Genomic DNA, 21,320 nt, shown 5'->3' on the forward strand with positions numbered 1-21,320 from the left:
TCTACTTAGACTCGCCACGATACAGTGACCCAAAAGGTAACTTTAATTAACTGCTCATGTGCGGTTGCAGCTGTGCAAGCACGTATGCAACGTCCAAATCATAACAAAAAATCGACTCATCGTCAATCATCAGACACAATTAAAGGTCCAGTTAAACTGGGCCTTTAATCTCACACAACTAACTGGCGCGGGAGAGATTCGAACTCTCGACCGTCCGCTTAGAAGGCGGATGCTCTATCCAGCTGAGCTACCGAGCCATAAACAACGAAATATATTGTAATATAAATTTTAAAAAGTGTCAAATTTAAATTTATATTACAATTAAATGTCTTTTACTTGAAATTTGTTTTAAACTATGTAACAATGATGTAACATAAACGAAACAAAGGAGGCGAGCTGGATGACCGCTTTTTTAGCAATCATTGGGATCCTTGCTCTGGCCAGCGGAATTCAGTTCTTTACAGGTCAACAAAAGAAGCAAGATACCTTCAAACATTTTAAACGCAACCATCAACTCTTTTAAGTTTAAATTATGAAACCGTCATTTCATAATTTAAAAAGGCTGTTTCCAACTCTTGGATGGAAAAATGCAAATCAACTAAACCATACTTAATGAAAATATGCCAAGCATGGACTAGTGTCGTTTGTTGCCGGGTAAAATAGCTTTGATTAATTAAATGATCAAGCGTCAGATAAGTTTTGGCCAATGAGAGGATCTCCTTTTGATTTATTAGGAAGTCCTCTTTTTCTTGTGAAAGTAGCAATTGAAATCCCCACTTATTCGTTAAAGCAATATTAAGAATTGCTTCCATCACTGCTAAATAATCAGTTTGAATCTTTGTTTGATGATTAGCTGCATTATAAAAAAGTTTTGCCAAGCGACTCTTTAAGACCATATACTCTGACGGTAAACGACTAGCCGCATCACTTTCACCATTTTTTGCAAATTCATTCAACTTTTTCTGCTGAACTACCGCTAACATTTTTCTGACATCCAAAAACTTTGCCCCCTAATTATGAAAAATATAACTGATCTGATTTGATTTCCAAAACTGTTAAATTATCTAAATACCAGTCCTTAAGAAAATCATACTTTAATAAAACATCAAATAAACTGATTTTTTGATTTGGATCTTGAACTGCTAATCCCCATTCACCAAAGGTTGCCGTTTCTGGATTTGTTTGACGAAAAGCCTTGAAAACAACTTGATCGCTTAAACGCAAAATTGCCGTCTGATTAGCTCCCGCTTCTAACATTTTATCTGCATGAGCAGCCGCAATAAATAAGCGATCCAAAACCTCGGACGGCAATTGCGGCTCAGTGATTTGGTAAACACAGTTGTTGGCAGGATCTAACAAACCAAAGTCAACATCAAAGCCAAAATCTTCTTTTAAAAACTTACCGATTTCCCACAATGAAAGTGCAAAGGATTTTATTTTTTGATGCTCAATTTCAGCAAAATAATCGACCAGTAGCAGTTGTGTTAATGCATGACTATTAAAGCGCAACAAATGCCTGGAAAAGTTCAAATAAAATAATTTCAGCTTGCGATTTTTTTCAATATAAAAAGTTCCATTTGCTTGATTATTTTCAAGTTGAAAAATAAAGTACCCTTTTGTATTGATTCCAGGAAATTCATGATATAGTTCGTGATATTGATCAGAAGATTGCAAAATCATCCCAGCACGTTGATGCAGTTCTAACAAACGATTTAGAAAAATCAGGTAGAAATCCGACCGACTGTATTTTTGTGGAAAAGTTAAAAAAGCAGTATCTAACTCATAGGCTGTCAGCTTTGCAACTGCTGCTAATAATTCGGTAACAGAATCCGTTGAAATTAGAGTGTCCAATAGCTTAGTAAAATTAAAACCATTCTCCAAACTATTTTTCAATTGATCATTATAAGCCATTAAACGGCCAGTCGTGCTTAAAGTAGCGGAATGTTCTTTTTGTGGTAAATAAGTTACTGTTTTATTTTCATTCATTTGTGATCTTCACCCGTCCTTTAGTAGCAATCAAATCCGCTATATAATCACGATATAATGAGCGATTGCGATTTTCAAAGTTCTCAAAGCTACCAAACTTGGCGATGATGCTTTGCTTTTCATAACCAATCAAAGTATCTTCTTTTGATAATTTGAGAATTTGAGCTTCACTTTCGCGGATCATTTGATAAGCACTCTGGGCTTTTTCATCCTGATCGGTCAAATCAGAGAGACGTTTCACCAATTTCTGCTTGGAATCCTTATACTTGGCTGCCTCCCAAGGCATGACCTTTTCCTGCGACATCTGTTTTAACTGTTGACGAATTTTTTCTTTTGCTTGGTCACGTTCGGCTTGTGAATCAATCAAAGCTTGTAATTGATCAGTCTGTTGGGAAACAGCTGCGATTCTATCGCTATTTAAACGTTTCTTTTCTCTTTCCAGTTCAAACGATTTCTTTAATTTTTGATATTCTGTCTCATCAAAATTAAATTGCACTTTTAAAACATCAAGTTGGCCAAAAAGGCGGCGATCCCACCAATTGCCAAAATAAAATTGAAACTGGCCTAAAGCTGTTTGCTCAAAATAAAAGAAAGGGTATGTTTCTTTTAAGAAAGCCAGGAGATTAGTACTCAAGTATTGACTCAGTTTAGCTTTGGCATCATTTAGCAATCGTTCATTACTTGGATCGGCTGTACTGTGTTTGGCCTGCATAATTTCACTTGAATAATGCTCACCATCAATCAGTTGATAAATCAAACGATCATCTTTTTCCTGAACGGCATTTAGCAACGTTTGTAAATATCGGATCTTATTGGCAACCGTCTTTGCTAACGTTTTAGCTGCAGTTTGATATTGAATCTGTTCAGTTGTTGAATTGACATTTGCCACAAAATCTCCCCCTTTGCATTTGGCCTAACACCAAATACATAAAATCACTTATTAAATTAATTATACCATTTGATATTCATTCATCCCAAAATATTAGCTATTATTTCGCGCTTGGTACTGTCGCTGATAGTCTCGAATACCGAGTAAAACATATTTGGCTGGGTCCTTAGTTGTATCTAATTCAACTTGTTGATTAGAATATTCCTGTTGTTGATAAAGTTTTTCATATTCAGCAATTGAAATCTTTTTTCGTGTTGCTAAATCCTCACCTGTTTTAATTAAAGCAACCTGTTTTTTGAAATTTTTTTGAAGAATTCCACTGAAAAATTCAGCTTGGGCACCAGATCCATAACTGTAAAATCCCAAACGGTGTCCAGCTTGTAATTGATCAGAGTTTTTTAAAAGCGACAAAAGGCTCAGATATAGTGAACCAGTATAGAGATTGCCGACTTGCCGATTAAAATAACGAGCAGCCTCAAACTGATGCAACAAATAACTGGCAACTGATAAATCAGTTGTCCCTAATAAACTGCGTAAGCCTTTTAGTCCCAATTTGGTATAAGGTAAATGGAACAGCAGCGCCGCAAAATCACTTAATTTTAAATTGGTTTGGATTTGATAGTTCTGCCAAACTTGCTGCAGCAATTGCAAATACAATTCAGTTGAAAACTTGCCTGCTACCTGAGCCCGACTTTCACCAATTGGTCGCCAAAAATCCATGGCATCTTCCATGGCAGCAACGTTATCATTATTTAAAGCCAAAATCCGTGGAGCTGCTGACAGCAACAGTGCTACGGCACCACCGCCTTGAGTTGGCTCACCAGGAGTTTTCAATCCATAGCGAGCAACATCAGCTCCAATCACCAAGACTTTTTGTTTTGGATGAGTTAATAAGAAGCCATAGGCTAGCTCCAAGCCAGCTGTTGCCGCAAAACAGGCCTGTTTTAATTCAATTGTTCTGATATTGCTTGGTAATTCCAATAATCCAGCTAAATACGCAGCAGCCGATTTAGAATTATCTACTCCTGATTCAGTTCCAAACAAAATCAAGCCCAAGCTTTGCTTATCGGTTGACTCAAGAATTTGTTCCGCTGCATTCGCCGCCAAGGTTACGGCATCTTGTGTTGGACGAATTACCGCCATTTTTTCTTGGCCGATCCCGATCAAGTATTTGTTTGGATCCTCATCTCTAGCATGAGCTAAATCTACCATATCAATATAGAGATCAGAAGTATAAAAGCCAATTTTATCGATCCCAATTTGCAATTTCAACTACCCCTTTTAACAAGACTTGTTAATTAAAAAAATAGAAACATTACTAAATACCCGTAACGCAAAATCATTTCACTCAAAGTAATTTTAACATACTATTGTTCTATCCGGTGAATTCTAAAGAACTGCAAAATTTTAAACTAAGCAGTATTTAAAATAATAGTAGCTGTCCTACCCGTAGATAACTATTTTTTCTTGTGGAACTTGAGAAAAATTTAGTTCACATCAAATGAAGTTTTCGACTGAAAAGCCAACTGATTTTAAAACAAGTACTTAATAATTTCTAACTAATTATAAATTGACTAACTTTATGTTCCATTTCTATCCTTTTCAGTAGGTTTTAGGTTACAATTGCAAAATAAAAACGCCACATAATCGGAATGTGACGTCCTAAAACTATCTAAAACGGAATGATAAGGAGAGTACAGGATTTGAACCTGCGCGCCGATATAGACCGGTTCGCCGGATTTCGAGTCCGGTGCATTACCACTCTGCCAACTCTCCAAACTTTAACAACAAAAATAATTCTACCAAAAGTTTAACAAAAATGCAATTACCATTGATCAACTATTTCAAACAAAGTCCTTGTTGATGCAAAACTTTTAATAGCTCATTGCGCTTGGTTGACTTCTTATCTAATTTCGTACCAATTTGATTAGTAAAAGAATCGATTCGCCGATTGCTATCACGCAAATCATAATACGTTTGCACAATTTGATCATAAGCTTCAAAATCAGCGAGTTCAAAATTAGCAGGATAATTATTTTCAAAAAAACAGCTTGATAATGGTAAGCGTGGTTTTAATTGCGGCTTTTGATCAGGAACGCCAACTTGAACGCCTAAAACTGGAAAAGTTAGTTGTGGGAGATTGAGGATATCAATCATCCGTTGTGGATCATTATTAATACTGCCTAAAATCACTGCCCCTAAGTTTAAACTCTCGGCTGCGGTTACAAAGTTCTGAACACCCAGAACCGTATCTTCCAAACCTTGGATGAAAATATCAGTTTGGTGCAACCGGCCATCTTCTTTGCCTAAATGTTGCCGAATTTGTTGGTTACGAAATAAATCAACAATAAAAATAAATAAATCGCCATTTGCTCCAACATATGACTGATTTGAAACTTGGCAAATTGCTTGCCGCTTAGCTAGATCAGTAATATGTAAAACCGTCCGTTGTTGCAAAAACATACTGGTTGCAGTTTGATTAACGACCTTAGCCAGCAATTGCACCTGTTTTTGAGTTAACTGTTGAGATTTAAAAGCTCGAATCGTCCGATGCGTTAACTGATGCTCAATTGTTTGATTACAATTCTCTGTCATCTTAAAACTCCTTTAAAAAGTCCAGTCCAATTGGCCATTTTTCTTCACCATTACACTCATCGCCGTTCCAGTCATTGAGCCAGCTAGTTGTAACTGCTGAGAAGTCGCCTTGACGAAATAGCCAGTTTCATTACTCCAAATACAACTCCATTGCCAATCACCATGATTATCACCAAAATGGCATTGTACCCAATCAATTGCCTGTCGTTGATCAGTAATCCTCATTGAATCAGTATCATTTTGATCAGTAAAAGTTTTGATTAAAACCCCCTGATCTTTTGGTAAAGAAACTGGAAGTTGCTGATCTTTGGTTGATTTTTCAATCGGTAAAGCCTTTTTTGATGATAAATTTGTATCATTTTGAGCTGACCTTTTTAAAAATTTCCACCAAAGGTAGCCTGTACCAACAACGACACTTGTCAAAAATAATTTTTTCATTGTCTCAACACTCCACCTAGACAAAATGACTTCTAAAAAAGGGCTAGAAAACTAGCCCTTTAATAACTAAGCTATTGCTTAACCTCTAAAATCTTAACTTCCATTTCTCCACCAGGTGTTTCGATTGAAACTTTTTCACCTAAATGATGTCCAACCAGTCCTTTAGCAATTGGTGAGTCATTGGAAATCTTTCCTGCAAACGGATCTGCTTCCGCAGCACCAACGATCGTATAGGTTTCTGGCTCTTCGTCAGGCAGTTCCTTAAAGGTAACTGTCTTTCCAACCGCAATTTCATCTTGGTCAATATCACCATTATCAATGATCTCAGCATGGTTTAACATTTGTTCGATCGTTTTGATCCGACCTTCAACGAATGATTGTTCATTTTTAGCTGCTTCGTATTCTGAATTTTCAGAAAGATCTCCAAACCCGCGGGCAATTTTAATTCGCTTAATAACTTCCGCACGTTTGGAAGTTTTCAGCGTATTTAATTCATCCTCTAATTTCTTTTTTCCTTCTAATGTCATTGGGTAAGCTTTTTCTTCTGCCATTTTCTTCACTCCTCAAATTATATTATAATTCATGATTACATCTTAGGATATCCCGAATTTTTGTCACTAACAAATCAATTGCAACTTTATTTTGACCACCTTCCGGAATAATGATATCAGCATAACGTTTGGTTGGCTCAACGAATTGATGATACATTGGTTTAACAGTTTTCAAATACTGTCCGATAACTGATTCAAGTGATCTCCCACGCTGTTGGATATCACGCTGAATTCGACGAATAATGCGAATATCATCATCTGTATCAACAAAGACTTTAATATCCATTAAATCACGTAAACGCGGGTCATTCAAAACTAAGATTCCCTCAATGATGATTACCTCACGCGGTGCCTGATGCTTAATGCGATTACTCCGAGTATGTGCTGTGTAATCATAAACCGGAATATCAACTGATTTCCAGTCTAACAAGGCTTTGAGCTGACTGATCAGCAAATCCGTATCAAAAGCATCCGGATGGTCATAGTTAACTTGCAACCGTTCTTCAAAAGACATTTCTGCTTGATCCTTGTAGTAGGAATCTTCCTGCAACATTAGTAACGAATGTCCTTGTAACTGATCAAAAACAGCCTGACTAACTGTTGTTTTACCACTCCCGGAACCGCCAGTTACACCAATTATAACCGGCCGCTTTCGAGTTGAATTGTTTATCATCGTATTACTTCCTAACTATTTTATTCAAAGGTCAATTATTATCTTTAGCCAATTTTTTTTCTAGAGCCTGATGCTCAGCATATGTTTTAGAAAAATAAACTTTACCGGTTTTTAAATTAGCAATAAAGTACAAGTAATCCTGATCCAAATCTTTTGGGTACAAAACAGCTTTAACTGAATCCAAACTAGGGTTATTAAAAGGACCTGGTCCGACTCCTTGATGCCGGTAAAGATTATATGGTGAATTTACCTTCAAATCTTTATAAGTAACATTTTTTTTATGCTTTCCCAATGCATATAATACTGAAATATCTGATTGAATCATCATCTTCTTGTTTAGACGATTTTCGAAAACTCCAGCAATTCGATAACGATCATCATTAGTGACTCCTTCGCGCTCAACCAATGAAGCTAACGTTAAGGTCTTTTGGACGGTCCAGTTTTTCTTGCTGATCTCTGAATAATAGGGACTTAATACCTGATTTGTCTTGGCAACCATTTTTTCAATCAAATCACGCAAGTTTTCTTTTTTTCCAAGCATATAAGTTGCTGGATAAAGATAGCCTTCTAATTTATACCTAACGTGCTTAGCTTTGACAGCTGAAGATAACAACTGGGGATATTGTTTCGCCAGCTTATTTAAAAATCGCTGATTATTTAATAATTTCAAGAACTGTTTTTTACTATATTTGGTTTTAGTTTGAACAACGTCACCAATCTGATCTGCGGTAACACCCTCACGAACTAAGACCTTGCCTGATTTGATTGATTCACTGGCACCACCTTTTTCTAATTTCTGAGCGATGGTTTTTAAGGTCATTGAAGATTTTAATTCATAATAACCAGCTTTAAAATTCGTAAAGTTATGTTTTTTGACATAGTAATCAAACACAAAACTACTCTTGATGATATTCTTTTGTTCGAGAATACTGCCAATTTGTTTACTGTTACTGCCGATCGGGACTTTAACTTCAACAATTTTTTGACTCTTAGGATTCAGCGGCTTTAGCGATTGATCAAAATATTGATAGCCGCGCCAGCAAACAATCACAAGTAACACAATGATTAAACTAACGATTCCATAAATGATTCGGTTAGCTTTTCGTTTATTAGATGTCGCTGCCTGTTTGCTTTCATTTAAACTGACATCTTTTTTTTCAGGCTTCAAATTACCACTCCATCTCCATTTGGTAAACACTATCTATTTCATTATACAAAACAATACTTAAAAATGCATTAACAAACTAAAGGAGCTGAAACAAAAATGAGTTGTTTCAGCTCCTATTAACCAATTCAAAAGTAATTTACCGAATGACAGCTTTGAATTCACTTTGCAAACGATCCACAACATGGTCAAAATCTGTATTAACAATTTCATCCGACAAAGTTGTATCCGTAGCTTGATAAGTTAATTCATAAGCCAATGATTTTTTACCAGGCATAACACCTTTCCCTCGATAGACATCAAATAAATGGATGTCGACTAAATAACTGCCGCCATGGGCATAAAGGTAGCTGACGATCTTTGAATTTTCAATATTTTGATCAACCGCTAAAGCAATATCCCGCTTGATTGCTGGATATTTCGAAACTGGCTGGAACACTTCTGCTTGGCTTGGCAGATCAATTATTTTTTGTAAATCAAGTTCAAAAACATAGGTTCGATCAATATGATATTCGGCACAAATTGCCGGATGAACTTCACCAACAAAGCCCACAAATTCATCTTGAATATATATATCTGCCGTTCTTCCTGGATGCATTTCTTCATGACCGCTCGCTTTTTCAAAACGAACCTTCGTTGCTCCTAATCTCGTCAACAAGAATTCTACAATTCCTTTAATCACAAAGAAATCAACCGGGCGAACTTGTTCATGCCAACTACCGTTAATAAATTCTCCCGTCATAGCAGCCGCTACGTGTTCAACTTCTCGCGGCCGTTCTTGATTGCATTGGCGATAAAAGACCCGGCCCTCTTCATAAAGATCAACATTTTTAACTTTACGAGCAACATTATAAGCAACATCATCTAATAAACCGCTTAATAAATTCATTCTAATCGTTGTTCGATCAGAACTCATTGGGAAACTGAGTTCAGTTGCTTCCGATGGCTCCATCATAAAACGACTGGCCTTTTGAGTTGTTGTTAATCCATACGAAATTGCTTGGTCCAAACCAGCTGTTTCCAACAACTGCCTTACCTGCCGAATAATTTTTTGTTGGTAAGTATAGTGACCAGGGATTAATTCACCGCTTGGTAGAGTGGCTGGCAAATTGTCATAACCATAAATTCGCGCAACTTCTTCGATCAGATCCGCTGGAATGCTGATATCCCATCTTCTTGATGGAATCGTTACCGAATAATTTCCTTTTTGCTCTGCTACTTCAAAACCTAGCCGTTGAAAAATGTCCGTTACAGTGTCAGCTGAGAGCTCGGTTCCTAAAACCGCATTAATTTTTTGCAAAGTAATCGCAATTTTCACAGTTTGAGCTGGCTTTTGCGTTGCTGTCAATTGTTTAGCAACCACTTGCCCATCACCCAATTCAGCAATCATTTCAGCAGCAGCATCCAAAGCTTCAGCCACAGTTGCCGGATTGATCCCCCGCTCAAATCTCATTGATGCCTCGCTGTGCAAATTATGCCGTCGAGCCGTTTTACGAATTCGTGATGGATCAAAGACAGCTGCTTCTAAAGCTACAGTCGTTGTTTGATCTGTTACTCCAGTCCTTAAGCCTCCCATTGTACCAGCTAATGCTACTGGACCTCTAGCATCGGCAATGACAATATCACGGCCAGCCCGCAATTTTCGCTGTTGTTCATCAAGCGTTTCTAACTGCTCACCATCTTTTGCCAACCGTACTTTAAGTTGCTTGCCTGCAAGTTGATCAAAATCAAATGAATGCAGTGGTTGACCATAATCCAGCAAAATGTAGTTAGTAACATCAACAACATTGTTAATCGGTCGTACACCAGCGTTCCAGAGACGTTTTTGTAACCATAGCGGACTTGCTTTGATTTTAAGGCCTTTAATGACCCGCATTAAATAAGTTGGAGCTAATTTTTGATCAACTTCAACTGTTAAAAGATCATTAATTGAAGTCGTTGGATCTTCTTTGACATTAGGATGTTTAAAGTGAAGTTGTTGGTCATAAATAGCAGCTAACTCATAAGCCGTACCCCGCATGCTCAGCATATCTGCCCGGTTTGGTGTCACATCTAAATCAATGATCGTTTCGTCCATTCCTAAATAAGGGAAAACACTGTTACCAACTTGAGCATCATCTGGTAAAAAATATATTCCGTTGGCAAATTCTTTAGGAACTACACTATCGCTAAAACCGATTTCCTGCAATGAACAAATCATACCGTCGGAAATTTCTCCGCGCATTTTTGCTCGCTTAATTTTGATATTATTGGCGATCCGTGCACCTGGCAAAGCAACAATAACTTTCTTTTTAGCCTGCAGATTAGGAGCGCCACATAAAATCTGAACAGGTTCTGCTTTGCCAATATCCACTTGACAGATATTTAAATGATCCGAATCAGGATGTGGCTTTGCCTCACTGACATATCCCACAACAAGTCCCTTTAAACCATCTGACAAGCAATATGTCTGATCGACCTCAACTGCCGTTCGTTCGATCTTTTCTGCCAGTTGTTGAGGATCAACTAACAAATCAAGATAATCCTGCAACCATTTTGTCGAAATCTTCATCTTCAATTACTCCTTTTGTGAAAATTGTTCTAAGACACGGACATCATTCAAATAAAAATCACGAATATCATCAACACCATATTTCAACATAGCAAAGCGATCTGGACCTAAACCAAAAGCAAAACCGCCAAAGATTTGCGGATCAACACCTGCCATTTTTAAAACGTTTGGATGAACCATTCCCGCACCTAACACTTCGATCCAGCCGGTTTGCTTGCAAACCTGACAACCTTCTCCACCACATTTAAAGCAGGAAACGTCTACTTCAACCGATGGCTCAGTAAATGGAAAATAGCTTGGACGTAATCTAATCTGACGTTTTGCGCCAAAAACTGTTTGAGCAATTTTTTCAAGCGTGCCCTTTAAATCAGCCATCGTCACATGTTTGTCAATCACTAGACCCTCTACTTGATGAAATTGATGGGAATGGGTTGCATCATCGGTATCACGTCGATAAACCTTACCAGGAGAAATCATCTTCAACGGGCCCGCAGAGAAATCGTGTTTTTCCATTGTCCGTGCTTGAACTGGTGAAGTTTGTGTTCGCATTAAAATTTGATCAGTAATATAAAAAGTATCTTGCATATCACGAGCCGGATGATCCTTAGGCAAGTTCATCATCTCAAAATTATAATGATCTTCTTCAACTTCTGGTCCATCAACGACTTGATAGCCCATCCCTAAAAACAACTTCTCAATTTGATCGATCACTTGCATAATAATATGTGGTGTGCCTGCTTTAACAGGTACTCCTGGCAAAGTTACATCAATTGCTTCATGTTCCAACTTTTTGGAATTTAAAATCAGCTCGACTTGCTCTTTTTGTTTAGCAATGGCAGCAGTTAGTTCATCTCTGACCGTATTTGCAAAACTGCCAATTTGTGGGCGTTGTTCTTTAGGTAAATCACGCATTCCTCGTAAAATTTCAGTAATTGGCCCTTTTTTACCCAATAAATGAACTCTAATTTCGTTGATCTTATCTAAATTATCTGTCTGCTTAATTTCAGATAGAGCTTGTTGCTCCAGCTGGTGTAATTTCTCTTGCAAATTCATTTTTACTCATCATTCCTTTCTAAAACAATAAAAAAAAACCCGTCCCCCCAAAAGGGACGAGGCACGCGTTACCACCCTAATTTTGAAATGCTCGAACATTCCAACACTCAAATAGATAACGGTCTCCCGGCAGATCATTCATTAAATCGCAAATCCCGATTGCAACTCTGGAAATGAAATTCATATGTCTCTTAGGAATTGCTTGCAGCAGCTGCAACTCTCTCTGAAACTAAAAGATCATATTACTAGCTTCCTTCAATGTTTTTCAATTTTTCAGTTTAAACGTTCAATTTGTTTTCGTCAAGTCTGGGTTACTGACAATCATCCAGTGAATACCATTTTTCAGCCCATTTATGGATATCGATCATGACTTGACTTAAATCAAGGCCCTGTTTAGTCAACTTGTAAACTGGCCGACAATCTGAAACCAATTCACGACTAATAATTCCATCTTCTTCAAGTTCACGCAAACGTTCAACTAAAACGCGATCACTACATTTTGAAATCTTAGCTGTTAATTCCTTAAAACGCTGTGGACCTTCATTCAATAAAACATCAATAATTAAACCATTCCATTTTTTCCCCAAAATACCAAAAGTTTTTTCAAATTTTGGACAGACTTTAAAATCAACAACTGTTCCTGTTTCAGGCATCAATTATCCTCCCCTCAAAGAAAATAAAATTTACTATTAAAACAAGTATATCATTTTTAACCAAAAAAAGAGCTGCTTTTTAATCAAAGACAGCTCACTAACTCTAATTTGAAATTTTCAAATGCTGTTTCACCCTTTTTTCATATCGAAAAAAGAGCGGTAAACTAAATTCTGAAGTAGCTTCATATTTATCGACTGCTGTAACAATATAACTCTCAGGATACCTTGGCGGCATCAGAGTTGCACCCCACATATGTTTAAGAATAATATCACGTTCCAGCACACTGAGATGCGTGAATTTCTCGGCATTTCTAACTGCAATTCGCGGATGGATCCAGGCATGTGTACCACTATTGAATTTAGTCGTTCGCCAATCATAATAAAACAAATCATGCAATAATCCAGCCCGAGCTGTTGCACGTGCATTTAAGTGCAATCTCTTTGCGATTCGGTAACTATCATATGAAACTGAAATTGAATGCTCCAACCGATTTGAAAAGTAATGCTGTTTATAATTAGCCAAACTCCGAACTTCTGGACGTTCCAATAACTCACCAACATAGCTCAAATACTCTTGATCTTGACGCCATTCATCTTTTTTCATATAATACCTCTCTTATTAAAGCTACTTTCATAGTAAAGCATTTCATGGATCTTTTTCAAGAGAAAACCGTTAAAATCATCGCTGATTTAAAAAAATTTAATAATTGTTAAGTTGAAACATTAAAATGCCAGCCGCTACCGCCACATTCAATGATTCGGCTTGACCCTGGATCGGAATATAAATATTTTGAGTCGTTTGTTTTAGCAATTGAGGATCGACGCCATTACCTTCATTCCCCATAATCAACGCAAAATTATGAGCACGCTTGACCTGACGATAATCTAAAGCCTGCGCATTAACTTCTGTTCCCCAAACTGGGTAACCCTGCTGAGCAAAGGCTGTAAGCCAATCGGCTAATTTACCTGTGAACAGTTTAATATGAAATTGACTTCCTTGCATTGAGCGGACAACTTTTGGTTGAAACAAATCCGCTGTTCCTCTGCCAAAGACTACCCCAGTAAAGCCGGCAGCATCAGCTGTTCTAACCATTGTTCCGATATTTCCAGGATCTTGCACATTATCAAGCAGCAGCCATTTCCCAGCAAGATCAGGCGAAATTTCAGCAAGACTTTTTTCAAGTGCAACAACCGCAAAAATTCCTTGCGGATGATCTGTATCACTAATTTTTTCAGCAACTGCCGGTGAAATTAAAATTAGTGGCTGGTCTTTAGTAATCAACTCCGTTAGCTCTGCTTGTTCCTTAAAATCAGCTGTGACTAAAATGACTTGTATTTTTACTTGTGCTAACAATGCCTCTTTAACTAAATGCCATCCTTCTAATAAGTAGGATTGTTGATTTTTTCGGCCTTTTTTGTTTTTTAATTTTGTCCAATTTTTAACGTAACCATTTTGAATCGACTCAATTTTTTTCATTGTTTGACCCCATTAATTGATTAAATACTGTGACTTAGTATAACATAGAAATAAAATAAAAATAATTGTCAAGGTGATTAATATGATAGCTGTAAGGATAAAGGTTTATGGTCTCGTTCAAGGAGTTGGTTTTCGCTATTGCACCAAAATTTTGGCTGATCGCTTAAAAATTGCCGGTATTGTCCGCAATGAGGCTGATGGTTCTGTTTACATTGAAGCTCAAGGACCAGCAATTGTAATTCAGGAATTCATAGCAAAAGTAAAGTTGTCTCCATCTCCTAGTGGTCGCGTTGAAAAAACAGAGGTTTCTTTGATTGAACCGAATCGAAACTATCAAAAATTTCGTGTTACTTACTAAAGAATGAAGAAAATCTTAATTAATTAAAAACAAAATTGAAAAAGGGCAACAGATAAAGTATAGTAAATTACGTAGTTCATTTGAAAGGGATTAGATCATGAAAAAATTAAAACGTTTTATAATGCTGCCTCTCTTTTTTTCGTTAGCCTTTTTTCTCAGTGGCTGTGTCCAACGAACGAGCAGTGGAAAACCATACGGAGTAGTTTACGACTACTTAGCAGTGCCTACTCAACATATAATGGTCGGCTTATCTAATCAGCTGGGTGGAAGTTTTGGTTGGGCAATTATTGTGATTACTTTTATTGTTCGCTTAGCTTTAATGCCATTGATGTTACGTCAATCAAAACAAGCAACTGTTCAACAAGAAAAATTGTCATCAATTCGACCTCAGCTGGTGGAAATCCAAGAGAAACAAAAGGAAGCTAAAACAGCCGAGGAAAAAAATTTGGTAAGTCAGCAGATGATGGAACTCTATCGAAATAATGGAGTATCGTTGACCGGCGGAATTGGTTGTTTACCGATTTTGATTCAAATGCCAATTTTTGCTGCTTTATATGCAGCTATCCAGTACTCTCCAGAGTTATCAAAATCATATTTTATGGGAATCAATTTGGGACAGAAAAGCTACATTTTAGCAATTCTGACGTTCTTGATCTACTTGTTCCAAGGTTACCTCTCAACTTTGGGGGTTCCAGCTGAGCAAAAAAAGCAAATGCAATCGATGATGTTTATGAGCCCAATCATGTTGACTGCAATGACTTTGTTTTCACCGGCCGGCTTAGGTCTCTACTTCTTTATTGGTGGAATTTTTGCCTGTATTCAAGTTGTCTTGATCAACTTAATGCGACCAAAAATCAGAGCTGAAATTCAAGCTGAATTAAAGAAGAATCCACCGAAGAAAATTGTTCATGAAGAAGTTCAAAAGGCTTCAACCAGTTTGAAACATGAAAAAGCTGAAATTGAAAAAGTTACTAAAGAAAAGATTGCTAATCGTAACCGCAAACGAAATGCCGGCAAACAAAATCGCCATAAATAAACAAAAAAGCTGAATTCAATAAGAATTCAGCTTTTTTGTTTATTTATCCTCAGACGGCAAGGCCTCGACTTCAATTTTTAAAGGCAAGAAAATCCTAAAAATCGAGCCTTGTCCTAAGACGCTTTCTAAGGTTAATTGTCCATGATAGCCTTCAATTAACCGCTTAGCAATTGAAAGTCCTAAACCATTGCCGCCTTTGCCACGACTACGGGCTTTATCAACCCGATAAAAGCGATCAAAGACTTTATTAATATCATCTTGTGAAATTCCCTCACCGAAATCTTGAATAGCTATTTCAACATAACGAGAATTTTTAGAAACTGATAAATGGATTTCTAAACGTTCTTTTGAATACTTGACAGCATTATCCATTAAAATAATCAGTACCTGTTCCAAATGATTACGATAGATTTTAACTAATGTTTTTTCTTCTAAATCATTATCCATCACAAAAGAAAAGTCCGGATGGATCATTTTAAAATTATTAAACACTTGCAAAGCAACTTCTCGAGCATCAGACAGCTCATTTTTAAAATGGATCTCAACTTGTTCCGCTCGTGACAAATCTAACATTTCTTGCACTAAGCTCTTCATCCGATTAATTTCTTGCAAAGAAGCAGCGATTGATTCATTCAAAACTTGAGGATCATCTTTGCCCCAACGATTTAACAACTCTAAGTGGCCTTGAATAATTGCTACCGGTGTCCGTAATTCATGAGAAACATCTTCAACAAACTGTTGTTGCTGTTCAATATAACGTTGCATTCGATCCAGCATAATATTAAATAACTGACTCAGATCGGTCAATTCATCATGATGACTAGCCACTGGTACTCGTACGTTAGCAACCGGATCATTTTGCGCATCAGCCTGGTTAATTTTTTCAATTGTCTCATTAATCAAATCTATCGGCCGTAACAGCCAGGCTGCCAAGATATACCCTAAAAGGGCACTTGCTAAAGCTGCTGTTAAGCCAAAAACCAGAAAGATCAAAATCAGCTTTCCTCGCGTCGCATCATAATCAACTAGACGATTGGTAACTTGGACATAGCCAAGCAAGTGATGACCATTCTTGCTATAAACTGGACTGCGTTTAACAAAAACATGTACACCTTCCTGAACAAGAAAAGTCGTTTGCGTTTTACTTTTAGCAGTAAACTTAACTGGCACCGAACGTGATGCAAAAATCTTTTGTCTTTGCCGATTATAAACACTAACCCCAATATTTTTTCGTGATAAAGTCACAAAAACATCATTCGAGTACAAATTTTTGTGATGTTTATGATTGTCGTTAACTGAGCCAATATCTGAGTTCAATAAACTAGCAACATTGTCTGAATTAAATTGGTTCTCTAGTCCTGCTAACTTGTTTTGTGCCACAGTTAACGCATCTTGAGCATATTGCTGTTCCTGGCGTAAGAGTAGGTTTGAAAAACTTTGAAACAGCAAAATAGAAAATATCCCATAAATCAATAAGACACCAATCCCGGTACCAATTGACCATTTCATTTTTAATGAAAAGCGGCGGGAAATAGCCTGCCGCTTGATTTTCGAATTTTTGCTTTTATTTTTGATCACGAACGCATCACATACCCTGTTCCACGAACAGTCTGAATATAGCTTTCCTCACCACGGCGATCGATCTTATTCCGTAAATAACGAATATAAACGTCAACAACATTTGTTTCAATCTCAGATTCATAGCCCCAAACTTTTTTTAACAAAACGTCTCGTGACAAAACAACATTGACGTTTTCCATTAAAGTCAATAAAAGCTCATATTCACGTTTAGTTAATTCAATAACTTCATCGCTACGCCGAACTACCCGATTTTCCTTTTCAATTGTTAAATCTTTAAAAGTTACTTTTGTTTGTTTAACGGAGTTCTGCTTACTCTCAATTTGCACTCGTCGTAGCAAAGCTCTTAATCTCGCTAAAAGCTCTTCAATTGCAAATGGTTTAACAATGTAATCATCAGCTCCATGATCCAATCCAGAAACTCGATCAATGACCGAATCCCGAGCTGTCATCATGATAATTGGTGTGCTTTTTACCTGCCGAATTCGACGGCAAACTTCCAAACCATTTAAAACTGGTAACATCAAATCAAGCAAGATTGCATCCCAATCTTTTTCAAGTGCTGCCTCAAGCCCAGTTCGCCCATTATAATGGACCTCAGTTTCATAACCTTCATGTTGTAATTCCAATTCGACGAAGCGAGCCAAATTTTTTTCATCCTCAATTATTAATATACGGCTCATACCTGACACTCCTAATTTTAAATTTAATTAATCTTCTACTAATCCTCAAATTCTAATTTACCACAAAAATTGAATTTAGTCGCCCTTTTTAAACAAACTTGAAAAGAAAAGAACTGTTACAAAACAAATGTTTCTAACAGTTCCTCCTTTATTCAGCTGATCGCTTAAGATTATTCTTCATGATACCATTCGTAGTGATAGATTCCTGGACGATCATTTCTCTCATAAGTGTGAGCACCAAAATAATCACGTTGAGCTTGAATGATGTTAGCTGGCAAAACTGCTGAGCGATATTGATCAAAATAAGTAATCGCTGCAGTAAAACCGGGTACAGCAATCCCTGATTTAATAGCCAAGGCCGAAATATCTCTCACAGCCGCTTGATAATTCTTGGTAATCTCTCTAAAGTATGAATCTAATAACAGGTTTTTAAGTTTTGGATTGTGGTTAAAGGCATCTGTAATCTTCTGGAGAAATTGGGCACGAATAATGCAACCGCCGCGCCAGATCATTGCCAGTTCACCGTAATTTAACTGCCAATCAAAATGTTCAGAGGCAAACCGCAATTGTTCAAATCCCTGAGCGTAACTCATAATTTTGCTAAAGTAAAGAGCTTGACGAATCTTTTCAACCAATTCTTGTTTTTGCGTTTTTGTTAAAGACAGTTTTGATGTTTGCGGTCCGGCTAAAACTTGACTGGCATTAACCCGCTCATCTTTTAAGGCTGAAATATAGCGTGCATAAACCGATTCGGTAATCAATGATTGTGGGACTCCCAATTCAAGCGCACTTTGAGAACTCCACTTACCAGTACCTTTATTGCCTGCTCGATCAAGGATGACGTCAACAATTGGCTTACCTGTTCCTAAATCATCATCACGTGTCAAAATTTCAGCTGTAATTGCTATTAAATAGCTATCCAATTCACCTTGATTCCAATCATTAAAAATAGTTGCAATTTCTTTAACTGATAAGCCAAGAATCTGACGAAGTAAATTGTAGCTTTCCGCAATTAGTTCCATATCACCATATTCAATGCCATTGTGGACCATTTTCACATAATGGCCAGCTCCATTGGGCCCAATATAGGTTACACACGGAGTACCATCATTTGCTTTTGCCGCAATTTTTTGCAAAATTGGTTCCACTAAATCATAAGCTTCTTTTTGACCACCCGGCATCAGTGAAGGGCCTTCCAATGCACCTTTTTCGCCACCAGAAACTCCCATACCAATGAAGTTGACTCCTGATTCATCTAATTTGGCATTTCGCCGTATCGTATCACCAAAGAAAGTATTACCACCATCAATTAAAACATCACCTTTTTCAAGATGTGGTAATAATTGTTTGATGATATTATCAGTTGGTGCCCCAGCTTTGATCATTAAAATAATACGTCGCGGTCGTTCTAAAGAACCAACGAACTCTTCAATTGAGTAACTAGGCACTAAATTACGCTTAGGATGATCCTCAACAACTTTTTTTGTTTTGGCACCGGTTCGATTAAAGATTGCTACCGTATAGCCACGGCTTTCAATATTTAAAGCTAAGTTCTTACCCATGACAGCCATACCAATGACACCAATTTGTGGTTTATCCATCCTTAAACCTCCTCAAAAATTTTCAACCAAGTTTATCCTATCAAAATCCTTCTCAAAGTTAAAGCGGCAATTAAAACAAATTCCCATTAAGAAGCTTGTTGATCATCACGATGAATAATTTGTGGAGAGCTGTTCCCATCAACACTTTCTGGAGTAACAATAACTTCGGTAATGTTTTCCTGACTCGGTATATCAAACATTACATCTCGCATTGTATTTTCAATGATTGATCGCAAACCACGAGCTCCAGTTTTTCTTTCAATTGCTAAACGAGCCACTTTTTTTAAAGCTGCTGGAGCAAATGTCAGCTTAACATCATCCATTTCCATTAATTTCGCATATTGTTTAACCAAAGCGTTCTTCGGTTCAGTTAAAATTCGGACCAAATCTTCTTCGGTCAATTTTTCTAAAGCAGTTAAAATCGGCAAGCGACCGATAAATTCTGGAATCAAGCCGAACTTTAACAAGTCTTCAGGAATAATTTGCTGCATTAGACTTTTACCTTCATTAGGTTTACTCTTAGCAGTTGCAGCTCCGAAACCAATTGTTTGATCGCCCAAGCGCCGTTTAACAATTTCTTCGATTCCATCAAATGCTCCGCCAACAATAAACAAAATATTAGTGGTGTCAAGCTGGATAAACTCTTGTTGTGGATGTTTTCTTCCACCTTGCGGCGGCACATTAGCAATCGTTCCTTCAAGGATCTTCAACAAAGCTTGTTGAACACCTTCGCCAGAAACATCCCGGGTAATCGAAACATTTTCACTTTTTTTAGCAATCTTATCAATTTCATCAATATAAATTATGCCGCGTTGTGCTCGTTCAACATCATAATCAGAATTTTGCAGTAATTTTAGTAAAATATTCTCAACATCTTCACCAACATATCCAGCCTCAGTTAAAGTTGTTGCATCAGCAATTGCAAATGGAACATTCAAAATTTTGGCTAAGCTTTGGGCTAAAAAGGTCTTTCCCGATCCAGTCGGACCGACCAAACAAATATTACTTTTTTGCAATTCAGTTTCGTCATCTTGATTTAACTCAGAACTGATCCGCTTATAATGATTATAGACTGCAACAGCCAAAGTTTTTTTAGCCTGCTCCTGACCGATTACATATTGATTCAGAATATTAACAATTTCATGTGGCTTAGGTACATTGACCAAGTCCTCAGATAATTCAGCCTTAAATTCCTCATCAATTATTTCCTTGCACAAATCAATGCATTCATTGCAAATGTAGACTCCAGGGCCAGCAACTATTTTCTTTACCTGGTCTTGTGATTTACCACAAAATGAACAAACTACTGGGCCATTCTTATCACTATCTTCAAACATTGCTTTCCTCCTAAAGACATTATTCACCTTATTTTACCAAAGAGCTGCTCCAAAGGCTAATAGTTAAGCAGCCGATAAAAGAAACACGCCAGCCAAAAGACTGACGTGAAGGAAACAAGCCTAGTAACTTGTCAATTTATTTGGTTCTATAATATTTGGTACTGATAGAAATTTTTCTATCCTAAGTACCGATTTTTATTTTATGCCTTGAATTTACACTTTAAGTGCAACGCTAAAACAAAATAAAGGACTCACAAAGGAAATCCAAATATAATAAGTTTGTCTATAACTAAAAAAAAGATGAAGCGGCAACTTCATCTTCAAAATAAACTCGCTTTTCAACGAGTATAGAAAGAATGTTTAATTCATGGATTATTGTACCCGATTTTTACTCGGAATTAAAGACTCAAAGCTGATTTTCGATCCTAAATTTGGTGATAATTACATCACTGAAGGATCTTATCATCATCAAAATGTTCACTTTGTCCATTTGCTACAAACTTATCCTTGCTTTTGCCCTGCTTGTCATCGAAGAATGCTGCGAAATGGTTTTAAACTGACTAAAGCTGTCGGTTTGCCTTCGGCTGGAGTTACTAATATTCTTTGTATTCGCAAACAAAAGTTTATTTGCCCTAAATCCAAAATGTGTCCCCAAGTCATCACCCAAATTGCTAAAGTTGCTGGCATTCAGCCTAA

21 protein-coding genes, 2 tRNA genes, 1 pseudogene and 2 other annotated features (1 of these 26 running past the window's edge) are annotated in these 21,320 nt (G+C 37.1%); of the genes and pseudogenes, 4 read left to right on the forward strand and 20 right to left on the reverse strand.

Annotated features, from left to right (window positions below; translation table 11 throughout):
- Window positions 1-76 (reverse strand) — a sequence feature (ribosomal protein L21 leader region) (it extends 3 nt beyond the left edge of the window).
- 107 nt (window positions 77-183) lie between these two features.
- Window positions 184-257, reverse strand: a tRNA-Arg gene (locus tag KH893_RS05070).
- A 143-nt stretch (window positions 258-400) separates the two neighbouring features.
- On the opposite strand from KH893_RS05070, the gene KH893_RS05075 reads away from it, so the two are divergent.
- Entirely contained in the window at window positions 401-523 is a 123-nt protein-coding gene (locus KH893_RS05075) for a hypothetical protein (RefSeq protein ID WP_281165064.1), read from the forward strand.
- Window positions 524-530: 7 nt separating this feature from the next.
- Here the strand turns inward: KH893_RS05075 and KH893_RS05080 are convergent, their stop codons facing one another.
- The 15 genes from KH893_RS05080 to KH893_RS05150 all read right to left on the reverse strand — a co-directional run bounded on the left by KH893_RS05080 (window position 531) and on the right by KH893_RS05150 (window position 14,031).
- Window positions 531-998: a hypothetical protein gene (locus KH893_RS05080; protein WP_281165065.1), complete on the reverse strand. Its 468-nt coding sequence runs from the start codon at window positions 996-998 to the stop codon at window positions 531-533.
- Between the two features lie 16 nt (window positions 999-1,014).
- Complete coding sequence (locus KH893_RS05085) at window positions 1,015-1,986, reverse strand: hypothetical protein (RefSeq protein WP_281165066.1); 972 nt, start codon at window positions 1,984-1,986, stop codon at window positions 1,015-1,017.
- Window positions 1,979-2,875: an exonuclease SbcC gene (locus tag KH893_RS05090; protein WP_281165068.1), complete on the reverse strand. Its 897-nt coding sequence runs from the start codon at window positions 2,873-2,875 to the stop codon at window positions 1,979-1,981. Before KH893_RS05090 ends, KH893_RS05085 begins: the two co-directional genes overlap by 8 nt.
- Window positions 2,876-2,968: 93 nt before the next feature.
- Entirely contained in the window at window positions 2,969-4,141 is a 1,173-nt protein-coding gene (locus KH893_RS05095) for a hydroxymethylglutaryl-CoA synthase (protein WP_281165069.1), read from the reverse strand.
- Window positions 4,142-4,563: 422 nt separating this feature from the next.
- A tRNA-Ser gene (locus tag KH893_RS05100) sits at window positions 4,564-4,651 on the reverse strand.
- A 63-nt stretch (window positions 4,652-4,714) separates the two neighbouring features.
- Complete coding sequence (locus KH893_RS05105; RefSeq protein WP_281165070.1) at window positions 4,715-5,470, reverse strand: NADPH-dependent oxidoreductase; 756 nt, start codon at window positions 5,468-5,470, stop codon at window positions 4,715-4,717.
- A gap of 12 nt (window positions 5,471-5,482) precedes the next feature.
- Entirely contained in the window at window positions 5,483-5,908 is a 426-nt protein-coding gene (locus KH893_RS05110; RefSeq protein WP_281165071.1) for a hypothetical protein, read from the reverse strand.
- 71 nt (window positions 5,909-5,979) lie between these two features.
- Window positions 5,980-6,459 carry a transcription elongation factor GreA gene (gene greA, locus KH893_RS05115; RefSeq protein WP_281165072.1) on the reverse strand — a complete coding sequence of 160 codons (480 nt, stop codon included), beginning with the start codon at window positions 6,457-6,459 and terminating at the stop codon, window positions 5,980-5,982.
- Between the two features lie 22 nt (window positions 6,460-6,481).
- Complete coding sequence (gene udk, locus KH893_RS05120; RefSeq protein WP_281165073.1) at window positions 6,482-7,132, reverse strand: uridine kinase; 651 nt, start codon at window positions 7,130-7,132, stop codon at window positions 6,482-6,484.
- 31 nt (window positions 7,133-7,163) lie between these two features.
- Window positions 7,164-8,300 carry an endolytic transglycosylase MltG gene (gene mltG / locus KH893_RS05125; RefSeq protein ID WP_281165074.1) on the reverse strand — a complete coding sequence of 379 codons (1,137 nt, stop codon included), beginning with the start codon at window positions 8,298-8,300 and terminating at the stop codon, window positions 7,164-7,166.
- A gap of 136 nt (window positions 8,301-8,436) precedes the next feature.
- Window positions 8,437-10,848, reverse strand: a complete 2,412-nt coding sequence (gene pheT, locus KH893_RS05130) for a phenylalanine--tRNA ligase subunit beta (RefSeq protein WP_281165075.1) — start codon at window positions 10,846-10,848, stop codon at window positions 8,437-8,439.
- A 6-nt stretch (window positions 10,849-10,854) separates the two neighbouring features.
- Window positions 10,855-11,901 (reverse strand): phenylalanine--tRNA ligase subunit alpha, encoded by a 1,047-nt coding sequence (gene pheS, locus KH893_RS05135; protein WP_281165076.1) that lies wholly within the window; start codon window positions 11,899-11,901, stop codon window positions 10,855-10,857.
- A 49-nt stretch (window positions 11,902-11,950) separates the two neighbouring features.
- Window positions 11,951-12,169 (reverse strand) — a binding site (T-box leader).
- Between the two features lie 43 nt (window positions 12,170-12,212).
- Window positions 12,213-12,554 (reverse strand): winged helix-turn-helix transcriptional regulator, encoded by a 342-nt coding sequence (locus KH893_RS05140; protein WP_281165077.1) that lies wholly within the window; start codon window positions 12,552-12,554, stop codon window positions 12,213-12,215.
- 103 nt (window positions 12,555-12,657) lie between these two features.
- A complete protein-coding gene (locus KH893_RS05145) occupies window positions 12,658-13,158 on the reverse strand; it encodes an HD domain-containing protein (protein WP_281165078.1) in 501 nt (166 codons plus the stop codon).
- A gap of 96 nt (window positions 13,159-13,254) precedes the next feature.
- A complete protein-coding gene (locus KH893_RS05150) occupies window positions 13,255-14,031 on the reverse strand; it encodes a TrmH family RNA methyltransferase (RefSeq protein WP_281165079.1) in 777 nt (258 codons plus the stop codon).
- A gap of 82 nt (window positions 14,032-14,113) precedes the next feature.
- Here KH893_RS05150 and KH893_RS05155 point away from each other — a divergent pair, with 82 nt between their 5' ends.
- Both KH893_RS05155 and yidC read left to right on the forward strand, forming a co-directional pair.
- Entirely contained in the window at window positions 14,114-14,389 is a 276-nt protein-coding gene (locus tag KH893_RS05155) for an acylphosphatase (RefSeq protein WP_281165080.1), read from the forward strand.
- 97 nt (window positions 14,390-14,486) lie between these two features.
- Complete coding sequence (gene yidC, locus KH893_RS05160) at window positions 14,487-15,425, forward strand: membrane protein insertase YidC (protein WP_281165081.1); 939 nt, start codon at window positions 14,487-14,489, stop codon at window positions 15,423-15,425.
- Between the two features lie 39 nt (window positions 15,426-15,464).
- Here yidC and KH893_RS05165 read toward each other — a convergent pair whose 3' ends face one another.
- From KH893_RS05165 to clpX, 4 genes are all read right to left on the reverse strand, one after another.
- Window positions 15,465-16,934 carry a HAMP domain-containing sensor histidine kinase gene (locus KH893_RS05165; RefSeq protein WP_281165089.1) on the reverse strand — a complete coding sequence of 490 codons (1,470 nt, stop codon included), beginning with the start codon at window positions 16,932-16,934 and terminating at the stop codon, window positions 15,465-15,467.
- 65 nt (window positions 16,935-16,999) lie between these two features.
- Window positions 17,000-17,686: a response regulator transcription factor gene (locus KH893_RS05170; protein WP_281165082.1), complete on the reverse strand. Its 687-nt coding sequence runs from the start codon at window positions 17,684-17,686 to the stop codon at window positions 17,000-17,002.
- Between the two features lie 170 nt (window positions 17,687-17,856).
- Window positions 17,857-19,287 (reverse strand): NADP-dependent phosphogluconate dehydrogenase, encoded by a 1,431-nt coding sequence (gene gndA / locus KH893_RS05175; protein WP_281165083.1) that lies wholly within the window; start codon window positions 19,285-19,287, stop codon window positions 17,857-17,859.
- A gap of 86 nt (window positions 19,288-19,373) precedes the next feature.
- The gene (gene clpX, locus KH893_RS05180) at window positions 19,374-20,624 is read right to left on the reverse strand and encodes an ATP-dependent Clp protease ATP-binding subunit ClpX (protein ID WP_281165084.1); all 1,251 of its coding nucleotides are present in this window, start codon (window positions 20,622-20,624) and stop codon (window positions 19,374-19,376) included.
- Window positions 20,625-20,991: 367 nt separating this feature from the next.
- Here clpX and KH893_RS05185 point away from each other — a divergent pair.
- Window positions 20,992-21,320, forward strand: a pseudogene (locus KH893_RS05185) (ISL3 family transposase); the annotation flags it as partial.

Origin of the sequence: Liquorilactobacillus sicerae, assembly GCF_029916425.1 — a bacterium.
Taxonomy (GTDB): domain Bacteria; phylum Bacillota; class Bacilli; order Lactobacillales; family Lactobacillaceae; genus Liquorilactobacillus; species Liquorilactobacillus sicerae.